Origin of the sequence: Pyxidicoccus fallax (assembly GCF_012933655.1) — a bacterium.
Classification (GTDB): domain Bacteria; phylum Myxococcota; class Myxococcia; order Myxococcales; family Myxococcaceae; genus Myxococcus; species Myxococcus fallax.
Genome location: NZ_JABBJJ010000090.1, coordinates 20,018 through 38,710, shown reverse-complemented (window position 1 = coordinate 38,710; position 18,693 = coordinate 20,018). Strand labels below are relative to the sequence as shown.

The window sequence follows — 18,693 nt, the reverse complement described above, 5'->3', positions numbered from 1 at the left end:
GCCGCACCCCGTCGCGCCCAGCCCTCCCTGGCCATAGCATTCGCCGTGCCGAGCCCCAGGCAGAGGCAAAACTTTCGTACTTTCAATGGGTTGCAGCCAGTCAGGGCGAGCATGCGGGTCAGGCCACGGGCCGAAACCGGAAAAAACTCCGGCCCTCGGGGGTGACCGTCCTAACGTGCCGGCCGTTCGTTGACGCGGAGGAGGAACCGCCTTGCGCTCGCCGGTCGTCGCAGCCCTGCTTGCCCTCGTCGCATGCTCCCGCTCGACCGAGGGGCCCACGCCCCGGGTGCAGGGAGTCGTCAACCCGCTCATCCGCAACGCCACGCCGGCGCGCATCTGCAACGCCCAGGGCGGCGAGCGAGGTTGGCGCCTCGAAGTGGCGGGCGAGCGCTTCGCTCCCATGCCGGGGGATGTGCTGTCCGAGCCGGAGCAGGCGGCCATGCCGGAGGTGACGCTCCGCGGCCCCACCACCCTCACCCTTCCTCGCGATCGCGTCTTCTACGTGCGGCCGGAGCTGCTGCTGGTCGACGTGCCCACGCGCGACACCACGCCCCCGGTGGAGCTGCCCGAGGGCAGCTACTCGGTGGAGGTGAGCAATCCCCTGGGCGGGAGCGACTCGCTCGCGGACGCGCTCGTCGTGCTGGGGCCGCCCTCCATCAGCCGGGTGGTGCCGCCGCCGAACGGGTACACGTACAACGCCGCCAGCCCCATCGTCATCGAGGGCACGGGCTTCGCCCCCAACACCTTCCCCGTCGTCACCCTGCGCCGCGAGGACGGGGCGACGCAGTCGCTGTTCGTCCTCGAGGTGACGTCCCCCACGCGCATCTCGACGGAGATTCCACCGGGCACGCCCGAGGGCCGCTACGACATGCTGCTCACCAGCCCCGAGGGCTGCACCGCCTCGCTGGCCCGGGCGCTGGACATCACCTACACGCGGCTGGGCACCCTCACCGTGGAGCCGCGCTCCGGCGGCGAGCTGAGCAACCAGGTCATCACCCTGCGCAACGCGCCCACGGGCAATCAGGTGGGGTTCTCCGGCGCGCCGGACGTGTACCTGCTGGCCCCCGTGAAAACGGACCCGTCCCAGGTGCAGCGCGTTCCGCTGCGCGACGTGACGTTCGTCTCGGCGAACGAGGTGACGGCGGTGGTGCCCACCTGCTCGGGCTTCACGGAGCCGGATGGCGCCGACCCCCGGTGCCCCAATGGCATCGTCCCCGGTGGCCCCTATGCCCTGGAGGTCGCCGACCCCAATGGCGCGGTGGGCGAGGTGCCGGCGTCGGCGGGCTTCACCGTCATCGCGGGCGCGACGTCGGGCCTCGAGCCCTCGCTGCCCCACGGAGCGTCTGAACCATGAACGCGCTTGCCCTGCTCGTCACGCTCACCGCGCTCGCCTCCACCGGCGCCGAGGAGGACTGCGGTGGCAGCTTCCTGCTCGCGCCGAAGGTGGGCGTCTTCAAGTCCACCACGGCGTTGAGCAGCGACCTCTACTTCGGCGCGGAGGTGGGCTACCTCACCCCGCTGCTGGAGCGGCGCCTCGCGGTGACGCTGGAGGTGAACTACCACCGGCCCCGTATCACCGGCTCGCTGAGTGACCCGCAGTTCGGTGGCTTCGGCGCGCCGCCGCCCGATGGGGCGTACTCGCTGGCCGTGCGCGAGGTGGCCTTCCTGCTGTCGGCCGTGTTCCGCTTCGAGCAGGGGCTCGGCCCGCTCACGCCGTACGTGGGCGGAGGGCCCGGGCTGTACCTGCACCGCGCCACCGCGGACATCTTCGGCACCGTGGCGTCCGAGAGCGACGGCGGCTTCGGCCTGCAGGCGCTGGCCGGACTGGAGCTGCCGCTCGGCCCCGGGGGCGCCTTCTTCGAGGCGCACTACCACTTCGCCCCGGTGGACCTCGTCACCACGGGCGACGTGAATGTCGGAGGCTTCCTCGCGAGCGTGGGCTACCGCCTGCGGCTGTAGCCGCCCGCGGCTCAGGCCCGCCCGACGGGAGTGCGCAGGACGCGGAGGAGGTCCTGCGCGAGCAGGTCGTTCATGGCCTGCTTCAGCGCGCCGAGCATCTGATGGAGCGCCTCGGCGGTGTCGCCGTAGGCCTCGCGCACGCGCTCGTGACGGCCGTCGAAGATGCGCAGCCGCCCGGGCACGAGCGCGATGACGGGCAGCGCGGGATGGCGCTTGCGCAGCAGGCCGAGGAAGAGCGGATGGTCCTCGTCCGGCCTGCGCAGGTCCACCACCACCAGCGCCGGCGGCGTGGAGGTGATGGCGGAGAACGCGTCATCCGTGTCCCCCGTCGCGGAGACGGAGAGCCCCGGCTCCGCGAGGATGCGCCGCAGCAGCTCGCGCGAGGCGTTGTGGGGGCTGACGATGAGGACGCGGCGCATTTGCCGTTGAATCTAGCCCTTCCACACCGCGATGGCGGCGCCCACGAAGGCGACCGCCGAGCCCAGCACCCGAGCGAGCGTGGCCGGGCGCCCTTCCACCATCGCATCCCACACGAGGCTGGTGACGAGCTGCGCGGCCATCAGCAGCAGCACGGACTGCACCGCGCCCAGCCGGCCCACCGCCGCGGGCATCCCGAGGACGATGACGACACCGCACAGGCCGGGCAGCAGGTGCCACACGGTGAGGCCTTCGAAGAAGCGGCCCTGGGCGCTCGCGGCGTCGGGCATCAGTGCCGGCACCGCGCGGGCGAGGCCATACACGACGAAGGTGGCCACCGTCGCGACAACCATGTTCATGAGGACCGCGCCGAACAGCCCCGATTGACCGGCGAAACGGCGGTTGAGACCAGCCTGGGCCACCACGGCCAGGCCGCACAGCAGGGGAACGAGCGAGATGAGACGCATGCCGCGCGCTGGCTACCTTGAACGGCCGCGCCTCGCAAGCCACGCCGGAAGCCGGAGGGGCCAGGGGGGACCAGGGGGTCAGGCGACGGCCCTACTCTCCAGGTTTTCTTGATGGTGGCGAAACGCGGGGTGTCGGGCTAGTTCCCTTCCGCGCGAAATGTCCCCCTCCACCGAACTCCACTTCGACTGCGGCACCCTGGTAGCGCCCGTCCTGCCGGACGACGCACGCCTGCTTGCCCTGTTCCAGAAGGACGGACGCACGGGGGTGTACCGCGCGCCGGCCTGGCACTACCGCGACGTGGTGCTGCGACTGCGCGAGCTCGGCCATTCGTACGAGGACAAAGCAAAGCGCTTCGAGCCGCTGGAGCTGGCCCTCACCTCCCCCATCCAGCCCTTCCCGCACCAGAAGGCGGCGCTGGAGGCCTGGACGCGCGCGGGAGGCCGGGGGCTCGTGGAGCTGCCCACGGGAGCGGGCAAGACGCTGCTGGCGGTGCTGGCCATCGCCCACGTGAAGCGGCCGACGCTGGTGGTCGTCCCCACGTTGGACTTGATGGCGCAGTGGCAGGGCGTGCTGTCCCGCCACTTCGCGGTGCCGGTGGGGCTGTTGGGTGGCGGCGTGAGCGACCGCCAGCCGCTGACGGTGACGACGTACGACTCGGCGGCGATGCAGACGGAGTTCCACGGCAACCGCTTCGGGCTGCTCATCTGCGACGAGTGCCACCACCTGCCGGCGCCGAGCTACCGCTTCGTGGCGGAGGGCTCGCTGGCGCCGTACCGGCTGGGGCTCACCGCGACGCTGGAGCGCACGGACGGCGGCGAGCGCGTGTGCGAGGAGCTGCTGGGTCCGTGCGTGCACCGCTCGGACATCCGCGAGCTGCAGGGCGAGTACCTGGCGCCCTACGAGGTGAAGCGCGTGGAGGTGCCGCTGACGCCGGACGAGAAGGCGCGCTACGACGCGGCACGCGCGCTGTACGTGGGCTTCGTGCGAAGGCTGGGAGTGCAGCTGTCCACCCCGGACGGGTGGGCGCGCTTCCTGGCGCAGAGCCAGCGCAGCGACGAGGGCCGCGCCGCGTACCGTGCCTACCGCGAGCAGCGCCGGATTGCGCTCACCTCCAGTGCGAAGCAGGAGGTGCTGTGGCGCATCCTGCTGGAGCACCGAGAGGACCGGGTGCTCGTCTTCACCGACGACAATGAGACCGTCTATACGCTGGCGCGGCGCCTCCTGCTGCCCGCGCTGACGCACCACACGCCGGTGCCGGAGCGCAAGGCGCTGCTGGAGGCGTTCGCGAGCGGCGAGCTGCCGGTGCTCCTCACCTCGCGCGTGCTCAACGAGGGCGTGGACGTGCCGGACGCGCGCGTGGGCGTGGTGCTCAGCGGCAGCGGCAGCGTGCGCGAGCACGTGCAGCGGCTGGGGCGCATCCTGCGCAAGCGCCCGGGGAAGCGGGCCCTGCTGTACGAGGTGTGCTCGGCACAGACGGCGGAGAGCGGCATCAGCGAGCGGCGGAGGCAGCACGGCGCCTATCAGGAGGAAGCCTGAGGTGCTGACGCGCGATCTGCTCGCCTGGCGGGTGCGTGAGGGAGTCCTGCGCCCCGTCTTCGTGAAGCGCAACGACGAGGCGCTGCTGACGCTGGCGCAGGAACTGCTCGCCGAGGTGGAGGCGTCACGCGGCGCGCGGCTCGACGACCTCGAGGAATCCCTCGGACTGAGGGCCGGCGCCTTCAGCCGGCCGAAGGTGGCGCGCGGGCTGGTGAAGCTGCTCGTGGACCGCCTCCTCTTCGACGAGCCCTCCCCGGGCGTGGGCGAGGCGCGCTGGGAGCGGCTGAAGCTGGCCGCACGGGAGCTGCGCTCGCTGCCGCCGGACGCGACGGTGGAGGCCTACGAAGCGCGGCTGGCCCAGGCGCTGCCGGTGCCCCTGCCCGAGGCGCGCGAGGCGCTCTACGCGGACCTCCCGGGCAACCGCCGGCTGGTGGGCTGGGACGGCGAGCCCGTCACCGCGCAGTGGCTGGTGGACCGCTACAACCTCGCGCTGGCGCAGGGCCCGCTCCTGACGGCGCGGCGCCTCACGCTGCGAGCGCTCGCGCCGGAGCTGCTGCGCGTGCGCAAGGTGCTGCGCTGGCTGAAGTTCTGCCGGCTGGTGGCGGAGGTGCGGCACGTCGGCGAGGACTGGACGCTGGAGGTCGAGGGCCCGGGCGCCATGCTCGCCCTGCAGAAGAAGTACGGCCTGCAGCTCGCCTCGTTCCTGTCGGTGGTGCCGGTGCTGGGGCGCTGGGAGCTGACGGCCACGGTGGAGGCGGCGCGCGGCAGGCACGTCACGCTGGCGCTCAGCGACAAGGACCCGCTGGTGTCGCCGCTGCCCGCCGCGCTGGGCCACGTGCCGGAGGAAGTCGCCTCGCTGGCGGAGGGCTTCGTGGATGACGCGTGGGAGTTGGATCTGACGCCGCTGCCACGCCACATGGGCGCCGCCGGGCTGTGCGTGCCGGACCTGACCTTCCGCCACCGCGAGTCGCGGCGCGAGGTGGCGCTGGAGCTGTTCCACGCATGGCACGCGGCGCCCCTGGCGCGCAGGCTGGAGGAGCTGCGCTCGCGGCCGGACGGCGGGCTGCTGTTGGGAGTGGACCGGGCGCTGGCGAAGGAAGCCGGAGAGCGCGAGGCGCTGGAGGCCCACCCGCAGGTGGTGCTCTTCAACGGCTTTCCCTCGGTGCGCAGGCTGCGCGAGCGGCTCGCGCGGATGGTGGAGGGGCCCCGGAGATGAACGGCGTGACGCGGAGGACTTCAGCTTCCCTTCGGTTTGAACTGCGCGGCGAGCACGCTGAGGATGCGGATGGAGCTGCGGTCCAGTTGGCGGGCGCGGCGCATGAGGCGGCGCAGCTCGGCGGACTCGCCGTAGTCGCTCGGCGGTTCCGCGGCCCACTTCACTTCCTGGGACGGCTTCAGGCCCAGCGCTTCATCGGCGGAGATGGAGAGCACCACGCACAGCCTGCGGAACGTCTGGATGCTCGGCAGCATGTGGCCGCGCTCCAGCCGCCCGTAGACTTCGCTCGCGATGCCGATGCGCTCCGCGACGTCTGCCTGCGTCAGGTTCAGGCGGGTCCGTGCGAGGCGCGCCGCTCCTCCGAGCCGGGATGCGAGGGTCTTTTCCATGGTCGTTAACCTACCGGGTCCGCCTATGTCGATATGACTTGAGAGGTTGGCATCCAAGAACTTCCTGGGTAGTCTTGAAGGCAAGTGACCTCGTGCATCACGCCAACCGCACGGGTTCTCATCGCAGTGATGGGCGCGAAGAAAATGCTGACCTTCCTGTTCGTGGACGAAGACCCTCGCTCTCTCGCGGCGCTGCGGCGACTGGTGAAGGACCTGCCGGGCTGCAAGCGCTTCGCGCGAGGCGCGGCGGAGGCGCTCGCCCTCGTGCGGGAGGAGGCACCCGCGGTGGTGGTGAGTGGAGACCTGCTGCCAGATGGTGACGGGTTGGGTCTGCTGGAGCAGGTGCGCGAGCGCTACCCGCGCACCGCCTGCGCGCTCCATGCGGCGAACCCGCCCGTCACGTCACGCGCGCGTGGCATCACCTGGATGGACCGCGCCGCGCCCCCCGCGGAGGTGCATGCGCTCCTGCGCGCGCTGGTGGCCGGACTGACGTTCAGTCCGGCCTGACACGTCGGTCCGGCCGCGGAGGATTCTCCAGGTCCGGCGGCGCGACTCGACTCACGCGACACCTTCAGCACGGCCAGCGAACCCCGGAGGTGCTCGCGGTGGAGCCGGGCCTCTCTGGCGAAGCCGGGGACGACGTCGGCCCTCTTGCGCGCTAAGGTGCCGGGCCTCGCGCCATGAAGCTCTACGCCATCAGTGATTTGCACCTGCGCCATACCGACAACCGCCAGGCGCTCCAAGCGCTCCCGGCCCACCCGGACGACTGGCTCATCGTCGCCGGCGACGTGGGGGAGACGCTGGCGGAGATGGAGCTGATGCTGCGCACCCTGACCGAGCGCTTCCGGCAGGTCATCTGGGTGCCGGGCAACCACGAGCTGTGGACGATGCCCTCGGAGCAGCCGCCCCTGCGCGGCGAGGCGCGCTACCAGCGGCTGGTGTCCCTGTGCCGGAGCTACGGCGCGCTCACGCCGGAGGACCCCTACCCGCGCTGGCCCGGCGAGGGGCCGCCGCGCATCCTCGTCCCCATGTTCCTGGGCTACGACTACTCGTTCCGCCCGGACCACGTTCCGGAGAACAAGGCGCTGGAGTGGGCGTGGGAGGAGGACCTCCTGTGCACGGACGAGGTGCTCCTGCACCCCGAGCCGTACCTGAGCCGCTCCGCGTGGTGCGCCGCGCGCGTGGAGTCCACGCTGGCGCGTCTGCAGGCGCTGCCGCCCGACTGCTCCACCATCCTCATCAACCACTACCCGCTGCGTTACGAGCACGTGCGCCTGCCGCGCATCCCCCGCTTCTCCATCTGGTGCGGGACGAAGCGCACCGAGGACTGGCACCTGCGCTTCCGCGCGGAGGTGGTCGTCTCCGGGCACCTCCACATGCCGGCCACCCTCTGGCGCGACGGCGTGCGCTTCGAGGAGGTGTCGCTCGGCTACCCCATGCAGTGGAAGCACCGGGGCATGAGCCTGGAGCGCGGCCTGCGCGAAATCCTCCCCGGGCCCGCCGTGCGGCCCCTCTGACGCGCCCCGCATGACGCGGAGCAGCGTGGCCGTGCGGGCCCGCTCCGGTTGACGGTGGAGGAGGGCCTTGCTTCTGCTGGGCGCATGGCCGACACGCCGCCTCCCGCGCCGGATGCCGGTGCGCCCCGCCCGGTGGATGCCGCCGAGCGCATCGTCCTGCTGGACGTGCTGCGTGGCTTCGCGCTCTGCGGGGTCTTCGTCTCCAACACCGTCACCCAGTTCAGCGGGCAGCTCTTCCTTCCCTCCCAGGGCAACGCCGCGAACGCGCCGCTGGAGTCCGCGCTCGACACGCTCTTCGGCGTGCTGGTGAACGGGAAGTTCCTCACCCTGCTCACCTTCCTCTTCGGCCTCGGCTTCTCCATCCAGCTGTCGCGCACGGAGGAGCGCGGCGCGCCCATCGTCCCGCTGTACTCACGCCGCCTGGCGGTGCTGCTGCTGTTCGGCCTCGCGCACCTGCTGTGCTTCTGGCACGGCGACATCCTGCACCTGTACGCGGTGCTCGGCTTCTGCCTGCTTGCCTTCCGCCGCCACTCGGACCGCGCGGTGCTGGCGTGGTGCGCGGGGCTGCTCATCGCCGTGCCGCTGCTCATCCCCGCCTTCACGCGCCTGGGCCCCCTGCTGGCGCTGGGCCCCGAGGCCGCGGCCGCCCTGTCCCGCGCCACGCGGGCCAGCGACGCGGAGCTGCGCGAGCAGACCTTCGCCGCCCTCACCAGCGGCACCTTCCTCCACGCCCAGCTCGCGAGCGCGCGCTACGCCGTGCTCACCGCCTGGAAGCCCATCGCCGCGGTGAATGCGGCCGTCATCCTGGGCAAGTTCCTCCTGGGCATGCTTGCCGGCCGGCACCGGCTGCTGCACGACGTGCCGCGCCGCCGCTCCTGGCTCCTGAAGCTGCTCGGCGGCGGAGGGGTGCTGGGTGCGCTCGGCACTGGCGCCGTCACCCTCATCCTCGACCTCCGCGCGCGCGGGCTCGTGGACCCGGTGACGGCTCCGTGGATGTTCACCATGGCGTGGCTGCACGAGGTGGGCTTCGTCGGGCTCGCCGCGACGTACGTGACCGGGCTCGCGCTGCTCTTCCAGCGCCCGGCATGGCGGCGGCGGCTGGCCGTGCTCGCGCCCGTGGGCCGCATGGCCCTGACGACCTACCTCACGCAGACCGTCGTCAGCCTGTTGCTCTTCAATGGCTATGGGCTCGGGCTCATGGGCCGGCTGCCGACCTCGCGCCTCATCGGGCTCGCGCTGGCCGTCTTCGCGGCGCAGGTGGCGCTCAGCCACCTGTGGCTGGCGCGCTTCCACTTCGGCCCCGTGGAGTGGCTGTGGCGCTCGCTCACGTACGGGCCCCTGCCCCTGCGCCGCCGGCCCGCTCCCGCGCCTGGGGCCGCGGTCTCCTGACGCCGCGACCTCCGGAAGCTCGAAGCTCCGGGCACCCCTGCCACCCGCCGGAAAGACGAAGCCCCGGGCGCCAGCTGCGGGCGGCCCGGGGCTCCATCGGCGCGACCTTCAAGGCCGCGCCGTCACATCAAGGGACTACTTGTACGAGGCGATGATGGCGAGCTCGGTGTAGCCGCCCTTCGCGCCGTAGACCTCGATGTAGTACTTGCCGGCCGGCACGTTGTTCAGGTTGCACACCTCGGACATGTGCTCCTTCACGCTGCGGCAGTCGTAGTCGAACTTCGTCGGGGCGCTGCCGCGCTTCACGTACAGGTCGGGGTTGCCGTAGCCCTGGCCCGTCTGGATGGCCAGGCTGTTGGTGCCGCTGCCAGGACGACGCTCCGGAACCTCGATGGTGAACACGGTGGAGGAGCCCGCCGCGCCGTCGAAGAACTTGTAGGGCACGCCGGTCGCCAGCGGGATGTAGCCGCCCTTCCAGGTCACGGTCAGCGACACGCCCTCGTAGGCGGTGTAGCCGTTCAGCATCACGTACCAGGTGCCGTGGCTCGGGGCCGCGAAGGTGCAGGCCTCGTTGTTGCCCGAGCGGTACGGACGGCAGTCGTAGGTGGTCGTGGTGGGCGCGTTGTTGAAGCGAACGTACATGTCCGCGTCACCCGTGCCACCGGACAGAGTGAAGGCCAGGTCGTACGCACCCTCGGGGACGGTCACCGAGAAGTACTGCTTCGCGCCGCGAGCACCGGACAGGTTGGTGGCCGGCACGTCCTTCTCGATGGGGGTGGAGACCGGAGGAGGCACCGGCACGCCCACGCCCACGGCCTTCCAGGCGTTGCTCACCGAGGCGATGGTCGCCGCGTCGTAGCCCAGCTGCGCCGCCGCCTGCTCGGTGGCGACCTTCGACTGATCGAAGGTGGAGGACGGCAGGAGGAGGTCGGCGTTGGCCTTGTACCAGATGCGCGCGGCCTTCTCGATGCCGATGCCCGCGACGACCTGCGTCGTCTTGCCGCGCGGGTGCGTGCCACCCTGCGACAGCAGGTAGAACGCCAGGTTGGGGATGCCGGAGCTGTAGTGCACGTCCACGCCGGAGTAGTAGTCCGGGAAGTAGTCGAGCGAGTCACCGTCCAGCACCGGGTCGTTCATGTAGCGGAGCGCGTCGTTCGGGATGCTCGGCGTCCACACGTCGTCGCCGATCAGCCAGTGACGGGCCGTCACATCACCCGCGCCGTCGCCGTACCACTCGCAGACCGCGCCGAAGATGTCCGACATGGACTCGTTCATGCCGCCGGACTCACCCGAGTAGATGAGCTCCGACTCGTAGTCCGTCACGGCGTGGGTCAGCTCGTGCGCCGTCACGTCCAGCGAGTTGGCCAGGTTGGTGGCGGTGACGTTGTCGCCGTCGCCGTACACCATCTGGGTGCCGTCCCAGAACGCGTTCACGTAGTTGACGCGGTGGTGCACGGTGCTGATGAGCATCGCGCCCGCGTTGTCGATGGAGTCGCGGCCGAACAGGTTGCTGTAGCAGTTGTAGACGGTGCCCAGGTGGTCGTAGTTGGTGTTGACCACGGGGTCGGCCACGGGGTCCTGGCCCTCGGTGCGGACGATGGGGCCCGGCAGGGTGCTCAGGTTCTTACCGTCATGCATGCGGCGGTTGATCGCCTCATGGATGGTCGGGATGCGCAGCTGCACGTCGCCGTTGCGCGCGTCGACCAGGACGATGTCGCGCACGGGGGTACCGTCCGCCTTCTCGCCGGTCTGGATGACCTTGTACATCAGGCGCAGCTCGTCGCCGTCACGCCAGTAGACCAGCTCGGTCTCCGGGCTGGTGACGAAGCCGGGCAGCGCGCCACGGTCCGAGGCCACCGAGGCCACCGCCGTGTCGCCGGCGATGGAGGCCTTCTCGTCGGCCTTCAGGTCGCTGCGGACGTTGGTGTTCGCCGCGATGATCTGCCCGGCGCGAACGTGCAGGCGGAACTCACCGCCGAACACGGGGATGTTGTTGTGACGCACGGCGTAGCGGAAGTGGCTGTCGCCCTGCTTGTCGGTGTAGCCCTTCTTGAAGACGAGGTTGGCCGGGGCCAGGTGGAACGTCGGGGCCAGGGCCTCCACGACGGGGGCCAGGGCCGACGCCGCCAGGGAGTTGGCGCCCGCCGCCGGGAACTCCGGCGCCGCGCCCAGGTTGCCCGTCACGAACGTGGCCACACCGGCCGAGTCCTTCGAGACGATGTTCTGGCCATCCAGCGCCGCCGCGGTCTTCGCGGCCTCACCGGTCTTGTTGGCCTCGGGGGTAGGGGTGGACTCATTGCAGCCGACAACGACAGACAGCGCCGCGATTCCGAATGCTCCGCGCACTCGCTTGCTCTGCACCATGTAATCCTCCTAAGCGGAAAGATTAGGAAGCATGGTGGCACAGTCGTTACGGGCTTTTCAAGGTTGCGCGATTATTTCAGTTTATCGCTAATTCTTAGATTCCAAGTTGCACTGTGAAACCCCAAAAGTTCCGTGGGTTTACACGCATTTTCATGGGTCTCCTGAAGGGGCCATCAAACGTGATGGGTTACATCAGCCACTGCGGGTTTTCCCGCATGCGCGTGGCCAAATGTTACTTGGCGGGGTCCGCGCGCGCGAAGCCGGGGAAAACGCCCCATTGTGCTCGACTGGACAGTCGCGGGGTCCGCGCGCACGAGGCCCCGGAGAAGAGGTCCGCGCCAGGCGCATTGTGACCGGAGGCTGTCCGACGGGGTCCGCGCGCGCGACCGTGGGTCGGAAGAAACACGGCCGGGCCGCGGCGAGGGGTGTGTCGCCGGGTGGCGGCAACCCCATCGCGCGGCCCCGGACCGGGTGCGGCGAGGAATGATTGGCGTCCGAGTGGAGAAGCCATCCGAAGACAAGGCTCGCGCTCTACCGGACTGAGCTATCTCCCGACGGCATTCGGGAGAGCCGGATTCGAACCGGCGACCTCGGGCACCCAGGGCGTGTAGGGCCTCTGCGGACGGACGCCAAAATTACGACCCGCGCTCTTCCACTGAGCCATCCCCCGACGTTCATCGGGGGAGCCGGAATCGAACCGGCGCCTCGGGACACCTGTGAAGACCGCCGCTCGAAGACACCCGAGCGGGTTGAGAGGAATTGAAGCGCCCGAGAGGCGAAGCCATCGAGTGATGCTCGAGAATGAGTCGAGTGCCTTTACCGTTTGGCTATTCCGCCGTGAGTGGCGGAAGTTGGATTCGAACCAACAAATCGGCGTGTGGGGCCTCGCCGGCCGGGCGCTTCAAAAGGGGTGGCGCGGTGTCGGGCGGGTGAGCCGCCGTCGACGTTGCCTGCGAGGAGAAGGACGCGCCCGGGCGGGGAAGCCTGACGGGGGATTTCGTGAATCCTGCCGCGCGGTGGCGGCGGGGCCGTTAGGCTAGGCCCACCCTGGAGGTAGACATACATGCGCGCACTGCAAGTACAGCGACTGGACGGGCCGGATGGACTGCAGCTGGTGGACATCCCCGAGCCCGAGGCGGGTGACCTGGTGCTCATCGACGTGGTCACTGCGGGGGTGAGCTTTCCCGACCTACTGCTCTCGAAGGGGCTGTACCAGATGAAGCCCGCGCTGCCCTTCGTGCCGGGAGTGGAAGTAGCGGGCACGGTGCGCAGCGCGCCGGCCGGAGCGGCGGTGAAGCCGGGTGACCGGGTGATGGGGTTCAGCTTCGGGCTGGGCGGCTTCGCCGAGGTGGCGGCCATCCAACCGGAGATGGTGTTCCGCATCCCGGAGCGCTGGAGCTACGAGGCGGCCGCGGGCGTGGTGATGAACTACCACACGGCGCACTTCTCGCTGCACCGGCGCGGGCGCGTGAAGGCGGGCGAGACGGTGGTGGTGCACGGCGCGGCGGGAGGCGTGGGCACGGCGGCGGTGCAGGTGGCGCGCGGCGCGGACGCGCGCGTCATCGCCGTGGTGAGCGACGAGCGCAAGGCGGAGGTGGCTCGCAAGGCCGGCGCGCACGAGGTGGTGCTGTCCACGGGCGACTGGGTGTCGCAGGTGCGCGAGAAGACCGGCGGCCTGGGCGCCAACGTGGTGCTGGACCCGGTGGGCGGCGACATCTTCGACAAGAGCCTCAAGTGCATGGCGCCGGAAGGGCGGCTGCTGGTGGTGGGCTTCGCGGGAGGCCGCATCCCCGAGGTGCAGGTGAACCGGCTGCTCCTGCGCAACATCGACGTGGTGGGCGTGGCGTGGGGCGCCTTCCTCCTGCATGACCCGGCGGTGACGCCGACCATCGCCAAGGACCTGGAGGCCATGGCGGACAAGGGCATCCTCGACCCGGTGGTGGGCAGCGTCTTCCCGCTGGAGCAGGGCGCCCAGGCGTTGCGTGAGCTGGAAGCACGGCGCGCCACGGGCAAGGTCGTGCTGCGCGTGCGGCCGGGCTGAGGGACGCGCCGCCGTCCGCTCGACTGGCGACAGCGCGCATCGGAGGGTGCGACACTTCGCATCCCCTCACCTCGAATTGGAGTACCCCGTCCCCATGCTCGGTCGTGTCGACGCCCTCAAGGAGGAGCATGGCCGGCTGCGCGCGCTGCTGGGCCAGTGCGAGTCGGCTCCGGCGCTGGAGCTGTCACCGCTGCTGGCCCAGCTTCGTGAGCAGCTGCGGCCTCACCTGCAGGCCAAGCAGTCCCTCTATGTGCAGGCGGTGGAGGCCATCCAGACCTCCGGCACGCCCACGGAGCTGTCGCTCCTGGGCATCTTCCGCACCAACCTGAGCGTGGTGTCCGGGGCGGTGATGGGCTTCCTGGACGCGCCGGACCCGCACCCGGAGCGCCTGCGGGAGCGGCTGCGCACGGTGGTGGGCGCGCTGCGCTCGCTGCTCGACACCGAGGAGAAGGTGGTCTTCCCGCTCTGCACGCGTTACTCCAAGGCCGCCGGAACCGGAGCGGCCCCGCACCGCTCCCGCTTCGAGGAGGGCCGGCGATGAGCACGCGCATCCCATCCGACCTGACGGCGCTGGATACACCCGTGCGGCTCCAGGCCTTCGACGCGTCGCTGCTCGACACCACGCCGGACGCCGAGCTGCAGCGGCTGGTGGGCGAGGCGAGCGCGGTGACGGGCTTCCCCATCGCCCTGGTGAGCCTGGTGGTGAGCCGCATCCAGTTCTTCCGCGCGCAGGTGGGCCTGCCCCCGGAGCTGGACGCCTCGCGCGCCACGGACCGGTGCACGTCCCTCTGCCAGTTCGTGGTGGCCGGAGAGCGCCCGCTGCAGGTGGAGGACGCCGCGAGCGACCCGGCGCTGCCCTCGGACCTGGTGGCGCGCTACGGCATCCGCGCCTACGTGGGCTTCCCGCTGCGCGTGGCCGGCCAGACGGTGGGCTCCTTCTGCGTCATCGACGTCAAGCCCGGCCGCCTGGAGCCGGCGGCGCTGGGGCGGCTGGAGGAGCTGGCGCGCCTCGCGAGCGCCCGGCTGGAGGAGTTGGCGCGACAGACCCCGGCGCCCCGCACCGAGGACGAGGCGCGCGCGCAGCAGGCATGGCTGGCCGTGGCCGAGGCCCAGCCGCTGTTGAACCTGGGCTCCCGGTTCGCGGAGGGGAAGCTGTCCCTGGAGGAGTTCCAGCGCGCGCTGGGCGCCCTGGCCGGCCTGGCTGACGAGGACTCGCGCCGCTCGGCGAAGTAGCCCGGCGGCGCTCGCGTCAGAGCGACTCCACGGCGAGGGCCCTGACCACCAGGGCCTTCTGCCGGAAGCGGCGCTCCAACTCCCGGCGGTAGTGCCCCCACCACGCGCGGTCCAGCGCGTCCGTCATCAGCTCGAAGAGCACCACCTCGTCGCGCACCGTGGACCCACCGCCATCCTCCTTCCACGCGCCCGCGGCCGGGGACTGGAGGAAGGCGGTGACGCCACCGAAGCGCTCCGTCAGCTCGGTGCGCACGCGCTCGAAGTCCGCCCGGGGAAAGGGCTGGCCCGCGTTGTCCCGCAGCGGCAGGAGGAACTGGATGAGGACCATGGGCGCACTCTAAGCACCGGGTGCCGCCCCGCGTGCCCGGGTGCCCGCGGGGCGTGCGTCCGAGCACGAGCGCTCGCTCCCCCGCTGCCGCGCTTCCGGGGCGGACCGCACCTTGGGGCAGGAGGTGACGGCACATGGCGGACAACCCCGTCGAGAGGCAGCACCAGCGCGAGCGTGAGCAGGAGCGGGAGCGGCTGCGCGAGCAGGAGCAGAAGGACCTGGAGGTGGAGGCACGCCGCGGGCCCCGTCCGCTGGAGGGCTACGCCGGAGGGCACACCACGTGGACGGGCTCGCAGGACGACGAAGCCGCCGCCCGCGTGCACGCCCGCGACGCCGACGAGTCGTGGGAGGCCAGCGAGCGCCAGGCCCGGCTGGAGCCGGAGCCCGAGTCCCGCGAGGAGGATGAAGAAGCGGCCCGGCGCGGCGAGGAGCCCGTCTCCCTGCGCGAGTAGGCGCGCACCGGAGCAGGAAGGAGGGGGCTCGTGGCGGACGTCCTGTTAACGTCCCGCCGCGTGCCTCCGTCCTCTCCTCCTCCCGCCGTGACGCTGCCCGCGGACGAAGCGCGGCGCTACCTCGTGGGCCACCACGCGCTGGCCCGGCCCGTGTTCCCTCCGGGCTGCCGGGGCGTGCGCGCGCTGCTGAAGGGGCTGCGGTGCATCCAGCTGGACCCGCTGGACGTCATCGGCACCAACGCGGACCTGGTGGCCCTGGCGCGCGTGGACGGCCTCGCGCGGGGCGACGTGTACCGCCACCTGATGCCGGGCCATGCCTTCGAGCACTTCGCGAAGGAGCGCTGCCTGCTGCCCGCCAGCGCCTTCCCCCACTACCGCGAGCGCGCGCTCCAGGCGCCCATGTGGCGGCTGCAGTCGCGGCTGGAGCGCCTGCCCGAGGCGGTGCTGCACAAGGTGCTGGAGGAGGTCGAGGCGCTGGGCCCGGCGACGTCGAAGACGCTGACCGACCACGGGGCGGTGGTGCCGCTGGACTGGAGCGGCTGGAAGGGCACCGGACGCGCCACCGCCATGGCCCTGGAGGTGCTGTGGATGCGCAGCCAGGTGGTGGTGTGCGGGCGCGCTCCGGGCGGCAAGGTGTACGACGTGCCACGCCGCGCCCTGCCCCGGCACGCGGACGCGCCGGTGACGCAGTCCTTCGAGCGCTGGGCCCTGGTGGAGCGCGTGGAGGCCGCGGGCCTGCTGAGCCGGGCCAGCGGGCCGCACTGGTCCACGCTGACCGACGTGCGCACCTCGCGCCTGCCGGACACGCTCGTGGAGGAAGGCGTGCTGGAGGAGGTGGCCATTCCGGGCTCGCCCCGGCGCTACCTGGCCCCGCGAGGCTTCCGCGAGCGCGAGTTCCCGGAGCCGGATGAGCGGATGCGCATCCTCGGGCCGCTGGACCCGGTGCTGTGGGACCGCGAGCTGGTGCGGCGGGCGTTCGGCTTCGACTACGTGTGGGAGGTGTACAAGCCCCCCGCGCAGCGGCGGTGGGGCTGGTACGTGTGCCCGCTGCTGCACCGGGGGATGCTGGTGGGCCGCCTGGAGGGGCGCGTGCGCGAGGACACGCTGCACGTGGACAACCTGTGGCGCGAGAAGGGCGTGAAGCTGGACGATGACGCGCTGGACGCGGCGCTCGCGCGCCATGCGGTGGCGTGCGGCGTGGAGCGTGTCCGCCGCCCCCGGGCCCGCGTCACCTCGTGAGTCAGCGCAGCCCGGGCAGCTCGGGCAGCTCGCGCTCCAGCGCATCCGCGGCCCGCGCGTCCTTCGGCACACCGAAGCGCTGGCGCGAGCAGGCCACGAGCTGCCCCGCGTAGACGGTGTCCTCCAGCGCCGCATGGAAGTCGCCGCGCTCCGCAAGGGCCCGCGCCCGCTCGTCCACCAGCCGGGCGAGGATCCGCGCCTGCTCCGCGTGGGCGAACAGGCGCACCACGGAGCGTGCGTCGAAGCGCACCAGCGTGTCGAACTCCATGCCGAGCGACAGCGTGCAGGCCTCACGGATGCCCTGGAGGCACTCGTCCAGCGAGGCCTCCGCCCGCGCACGGGCAAGCTCCGGGGCCATGCGGCCGAGCTCGCGCACGGCATTCAGCGTGAAGACGTAGCGCAAGACGGGCATGTGGAAGGGAACTACACCCCAGCCCGGGCGAATCATCCAGCCCCACATGGCGCGACCTCACGTGACATCAGCGCGTGCTCTTCCTGCAATCTTCCCGGCTCACTTCAGGGAGATGGGAAGGACCTGGAGGGCATGTGGACGGGCCGCGCGCGGGGGCGCCAGACTCGGAGCCATGTCCCTGCCCCGCATCGCACTCCTGCTGCTGCTCCCCTCGCTTGCCGCCCAGGCCGCCGAGTACCGGGTGGGCCCTGGCCAGACCTACGCCACCATCGGCGCGGTGCCGTGGGAGTCGCTCAACCCCGGCGACACCGTGCTCATCCACGCGCGCCCCACGCCGTACGCGGAGAAGTGGGTGCTGGGCCGCAGGGGCACCGCCACCGCGCCCATCACCGTGCGGGGCGTGAAGGACGCCGCGGGCAACCTGCCCGTCATCGTCGGGGAGAACGCCACCACGCGCTCTCAGCTCAACTACTGGGGCGAGGAGCGCGGCATCCTCAAGATTGGCGGCTCCAACACGCCCGCGGACACGACGCCCGCGTACCTCGTGGTGGAGAACCTGCACCTGCGCCGGGCGCGTGGCGCCTTCACCGGCCGCAACGGCGCGTCCACGTACGCGAAGAATGCCGCCGCCATCTTCATCGAGAAGGGTGAGCACATCACCCTGCGCAACTGCGTCCTGGAGGACAGCGGCAACGGCCTGTTCATCGCCAACGCGACGTCGGACGTCACCGTGGAGGGCAATTCCATCCACGGCAACGGCAACCCCGACAGCATCCTGGAACACAACGCGTACACCGAGGCGCTCGGCATCACCTACCAGTACAACCGCTTCGGGCCGCTGTGCGCGGGCTGTCTGGGCAACAACCTGAAGGACCGCTCCGCCGGCACCGTCATCCGGTACAACTGGATTGAAGGCGGCAACCGGCAGCTGGACCTGGTGGAGACCTCGAGCGACACGCTGCGCGGGGACGCGTCCTACGCGCGCACCTTCGTCCATGGCAACGTGCTGCTGGAGCCGGCGGGCGCGGGCAACCGGCAGGTGGTTCACTTCGGCGGCGACAACGGCACCACCGCCACCTACCGCGGCACGCTCTACTTCTTCCACAACACCGTGGTGTCCACGCGCACGGACCGCACCACGCTGCTGCGCCTGTCGACGAACGCGCAGACGGCGCACGTGCAGGGCAACGTGGTGCTGGTGACGGCGGCCGGCAACACGCTGTCGCTCACGGACGAGGCGGGCACGCTGCGCCACGGGCTCAACTGGTACAAGCCGGGGTACGTGTCCAGCTTCGGTACCGTCACCGGCTCCGTGGTGGACACGGGAGGCAACGTCACCGGCGGCGACCCGGGCTTCGTCAACCTCGCCGGACAGGACTTCCGCCTGACGGCGGGCTCCGCGCTCCGGGGCAAGGTGACGGCGCCGCTCTCCGGCACCGAAGCGCATCCGGTGACGTGGCAGTACGTGAAGCACACGACCAGCGAGCGACGGGCGCAGGCCGCCCCGGCCCACATCGGCGCGTATGGTGACCCGCTGGCTCCCGGCGCGGAGGTTCCGGACGCGGAGACTCCGGACGCGGCACCTTCGGGCTCGGGGGAGGAAGGTGGGTGCGATGCGACGGGTGGCGGCTTCGCGGGTCCGCTCGCGCTCCTGCTGCTCGCGGCCCTGGCCGCGCGGCGTGGCCGGCGGGCGCACTGACTCGCTCGGGGGTGGGCACCTCCCTGGGGACGCC

At 71.3% G+C, this 18,693-nt stretch carries 19 protein-coding genes and 1 tRNA gene; 13 read left to right on the top strand and 7 right to left on the bottom strand.

Features of this window, described 5'->3' with window-relative positions; translation table 11 throughout:
- Positions 1-211: 211 nt before the first annotated feature.
- Together HG543_RS20380 and HG543_RS20375 are read left to right on the top strand one after the other, a co-directional pair.
- The gene (locus HG543_RS20380) at positions 212-1,354 is read left to right on the top strand and encodes a hypothetical protein (protein ID WP_169346479.1); all 1,143 of its coding nucleotides are present in this window, start codon (positions 212-214) and stop codon (positions 1,352-1,354) included.
- Positions 1,351-1,959: an outer membrane beta-barrel protein gene (locus HG543_RS20375; RefSeq protein WP_169346478.1), complete on the top strand. Its 609-nt coding sequence runs from the start codon at positions 1,351-1,353 to the stop codon at positions 1,957-1,959. The genes HG543_RS20380 and HG543_RS20375 overlap by 4 nt, the downstream gene beginning before the upstream one ends.
- Before the next feature lie 11 nt (positions 1,960-1,970).
- Here HG543_RS20375 and HG543_RS20370 read toward each other — a convergent pair whose 3' ends face one another.
- Both HG543_RS20370 and HG543_RS20365 read right to left on the bottom strand, forming a co-directional pair.
- A complete protein-coding gene (locus tag HG543_RS20370) occupies positions 1,971-2,378 on the bottom strand; it encodes a response regulator (protein WP_169346477.1) in 408 nt (135 codons plus the stop codon).
- Positions 2,379-2,390: 12 nt separating this feature from the next.
- On the bottom strand, positions 2,391-2,843 hold the full coding sequence (locus HG543_RS20365) for a DMT family transporter (protein ID WP_169346476.1): 453 nt from the start codon (positions 2,841-2,843) through the stop codon (positions 2,391-2,393).
- A 157-nt stretch (positions 2,844-3,000) separates the two neighbouring features.
- Here HG543_RS20365 and HG543_RS20360 point away from each other — a divergent pair, with 157 nt between their 5' ends.
- The gene (locus HG543_RS20360; protein WP_169346475.1) at positions 3,001-4,380 is read left to right on the top strand and encodes a DEAD/DEAH box helicase family protein; all 1,380 of its coding nucleotides are present in this window, start codon (positions 3,001-3,003) and stop codon (positions 4,378-4,380) included.
- Position 4,381: 1 nt separating this feature from the next.
- Entirely contained in the window at positions 4,382-5,596 is a 1,215-nt protein-coding gene (locus HG543_RS20355; RefSeq protein ID WP_169346474.1) for a DUF790 family protein, read from the top strand.
- Positions 5,597-5,616: 20 nt separating this feature from the next.
- On the opposite strand, the gene HG543_RS20350 is transcribed toward HG543_RS20355, so the two are convergent.
- Complete coding sequence (locus tag HG543_RS20350; RefSeq protein ID WP_164021868.1) at positions 5,617-5,985, bottom strand: helix-turn-helix transcriptional regulator; 369 nt, start codon at positions 5,983-5,985, stop codon at positions 5,617-5,619.
- Between the two features lie 129 nt (positions 5,986-6,114).
- On the opposite strand from HG543_RS20350, the gene HG543_RS20345 reads away from it, so the two are divergent.
- The 3 genes from HG543_RS20345 to HG543_RS20335 all read left to right on the top strand — a co-directional run bounded on the left by HG543_RS20345 (position 6,115) and on the right by HG543_RS20335 (position 8,891).
- A complete protein-coding gene (locus HG543_RS20345) occupies positions 6,115-6,492 on the top strand; it encodes a response regulator (RefSeq protein ID WP_246357177.1) in 378 nt (125 codons plus the stop codon).
- A gap of 173 nt (positions 6,493-6,665) precedes the next feature.
- Positions 6,666-7,502, top strand: a complete 837-nt coding sequence (locus HG543_RS20340) for a metallophosphoesterase family protein (protein WP_169346473.1) — start codon at positions 6,666-6,668, stop codon at positions 7,500-7,502.
- Between the two features lie 84 nt (positions 7,503-7,586).
- Entirely contained in the window at positions 7,587-8,891 is a 1,305-nt protein-coding gene (locus HG543_RS20335; protein ID WP_169346472.1) for a DUF418 domain-containing protein, read from the top strand.
- Between the two features lie 135 nt (positions 8,892-9,026).
- On the opposite strand, the gene HG543_RS20330 is transcribed toward HG543_RS20335, so the two are convergent.
- Both HG543_RS20330 and HG543_RS20325 read right to left on the bottom strand, forming a co-directional pair.
- Positions 9,027-11,255: a M4 family metallopeptidase gene (locus HG543_RS20330; RefSeq protein ID WP_169346471.1), complete on the bottom strand. Its 2,229-nt coding sequence runs from the start codon at positions 11,253-11,255 to the stop codon at positions 9,027-9,029.
- 561 nt (positions 11,256-11,816) lie between these two features.
- Positions 11,817-11,925 (bottom strand) — tRNA-OTHER (locus tag HG543_RS20325).
- 393 nt (positions 11,926-12,318) lie between these two features.
- Between HG543_RS20325 and HG543_RS20320 the strand changes: the two genes are divergently transcribed.
- The 3 genes from HG543_RS20320 (at position 12,319) to HG543_RS20310 (ending at position 14,529) form a co-directional block, all read left to right on the top strand.
- A complete protein-coding gene (locus HG543_RS20320) occupies positions 12,319-13,296 on the top strand; it encodes an NADPH:quinone oxidoreductase family protein (RefSeq protein WP_169346470.1) in 978 nt (325 codons plus the stop codon).
- Positions 13,297-13,390: 94 nt separating this feature from the next.
- Positions 13,391-13,837 carry a hemerythrin domain-containing protein gene (locus tag HG543_RS20315; RefSeq protein WP_169346469.1) on the top strand — a complete coding sequence of 149 codons (447 nt, stop codon included), beginning with the start codon at positions 13,391-13,393 and terminating at the stop codon, positions 13,835-13,837.
- Positions 13,834-14,529: a GAF domain-containing protein gene (locus tag HG543_RS20310; RefSeq protein WP_169346468.1), complete on the top strand. Its 696-nt coding sequence runs from the start codon at positions 13,834-13,836 to the stop codon at positions 14,527-14,529. Before HG543_RS20315 ends, HG543_RS20310 begins: the two co-directional genes overlap by 4 nt.
- 16 nt (positions 14,530-14,545) lie before the next feature.
- On the opposite strand, the gene HG543_RS20305 is transcribed toward HG543_RS20310, so the two are convergent.
- The gene (locus HG543_RS20305) at positions 14,546-14,857 is read right to left on the bottom strand and encodes a hypothetical protein (protein ID WP_169346467.1); all 312 of its coding nucleotides are present in this window, start codon (positions 14,855-14,857) and stop codon (positions 14,546-14,548) included.
- 134 nt (positions 14,858-14,991) lie between these two features.
- Between HG543_RS20305 and HG543_RS20300 the strand changes: the two genes are divergently transcribed.
- On the top strand, positions 14,992-15,309 hold the full coding sequence (locus HG543_RS20300; RefSeq protein WP_169346466.1) for a hypothetical protein: 318 nt from the start codon (positions 14,992-14,994) through the stop codon (positions 15,307-15,309).
- Between the two features lie 30 nt (positions 15,310-15,339).
- Positions 15,340-16,548, top strand: a complete 1,209-nt coding sequence (locus tag HG543_RS20295) for a DNA glycosylase AlkZ-like family protein (RefSeq protein WP_371876510.1) — start codon at positions 15,340-15,342, stop codon at positions 16,546-16,548.
- Between the two features lies 1 nt (position 16,549).
- Here HG543_RS20295 and HG543_RS20290 read toward each other — a convergent pair whose 3' ends face one another.
- Positions 16,550-16,960: a hypothetical protein gene (locus HG543_RS20290; protein ID WP_169346465.1), complete on the bottom strand. Its 411-nt coding sequence runs from the start codon at positions 16,958-16,960 to the stop codon at positions 16,550-16,552.
- 172 nt (positions 16,961-17,132) lie between these two features.
- Between HG543_RS20290 and HG543_RS20285 the strand changes: the two genes are divergently transcribed.
- Positions 17,133-18,659 carry a right-handed parallel beta-helix repeat-containing protein gene (locus HG543_RS20285; RefSeq protein WP_169346464.1) on the top strand — a complete coding sequence of 509 codons (1,527 nt, stop codon included), beginning with the start codon at positions 17,133-17,135 and terminating at the stop codon, positions 18,657-18,659.
- Positions 18,660-18,693: the final 34 nt, after the last annotated feature.

What these genes read in the sequence shown, in the direction of transcription:
- HG543_RS20285 (WP_169346464.1), top strand. Translation starts at nt 17,133, where the DNA reads ATGTCCCTGCCCCGCATCGCACTCCTGCTGCTGCTCCCCTCGCTTGCC.
- HG543_RS20365 (WP_169346476.1), bottom strand. Translation starts at nt 2,843, where the DNA reads ATGCGTCTCATCTCGCTCGTTCCCCTGCTGTGCGGCCTGGCCGTGGTG.
- HG543_RS20345 (WP_246357177.1), top strand. Translation starts at nt 6,115, where the DNA reads ATGGGCGCGAAGAAAATGCTGACCTTCCTGTTCGTGGACGAAGACCCT.
- HG543_RS20300 (WP_169346466.1), top strand. Translation starts at nt 14,992, where the DNA reads ATGGCGGACAACCCCGTCGAGAGGCAGCACCAGCGCGAGCGTGAGCAG.
- HG543_RS20370 (WP_169346477.1), bottom strand. Translation starts at nt 2,378, where the DNA reads ATGCGCCGCGTCCTCATCGTCAGCCCCCACAACGCCTCGCGCGAGCTG.
- HG543_RS20315 (WP_169346469.1), top strand. Translation starts at nt 13,391, where the DNA reads ATGCTCGGTCGTGTCGACGCCCTCAAGGAGGAGCATGGCCGGCTGCGC.
- HG543_RS20360 (WP_169346475.1), top strand. Translation starts at nt 3,001, where the DNA reads ATGTCCCCCTCCACCGAACTCCACTTCGACTGCGGCACCCTGGTAGCG.
- HG543_RS20375 (WP_169346478.1), top strand. Translation starts at nt 1,351, where the DNA reads ATGAACGCGCTTGCCCTGCTCGTCACGCTCACCGCGCTCGCCTCCACC.
- HG543_RS20320 (WP_169346470.1), top strand. Translation starts at nt 12,319, where the DNA reads ATGCGCGCACTGCAAGTACAGCGACTGGACGGGCCGGATGGACTGCAG.
- HG543_RS20330 (WP_169346471.1), bottom strand. Translation starts at nt 11,255, where the DNA reads ATGGTGCAGAGCAAGCGAGTGCGCGGAGCATTCGGAATCGCGGCGCTG.
- HG543_RS20290 (WP_169346465.1), bottom strand. Translation starts at nt 16,960, where the DNA reads ATGCCCGTCTTGCGCTACGTCTTCACGCTGAATGCCGTGCGCGAGCTC.
- HG543_RS20305 (WP_169346467.1), bottom strand. Translation starts at nt 14,857, where the DNA reads ATGGTCCTCATCCAGTTCCTCCTGCCGCTGCGGGACAACGCGGGCCAG.
- HG543_RS20310 (WP_169346468.1), top strand. Translation starts at nt 13,834, where the DNA reads ATGAGCACGCGCATCCCATCCGACCTGACGGCGCTGGATACACCCGTG.
- HG543_RS20340 (WP_169346473.1), top strand. Translation starts at nt 6,666, where the DNA reads ATGAAGCTCTACGCCATCAGTGATTTGCACCTGCGCCATACCGACAAC.
- HG543_RS20350 (WP_164021868.1), bottom strand. Translation starts at nt 5,985, where the DNA reads ATGGAAAAGACCCTCGCATCCCGGCTCGGAGGAGCGGCGCGCCTCGCA.
- HG543_RS20335 (WP_169346472.1), top strand. Translation starts at nt 7,587, where the DNA reads ATGGCCGACACGCCGCCTCCCGCGCCGGATGCCGGTGCGCCCCGCCCG.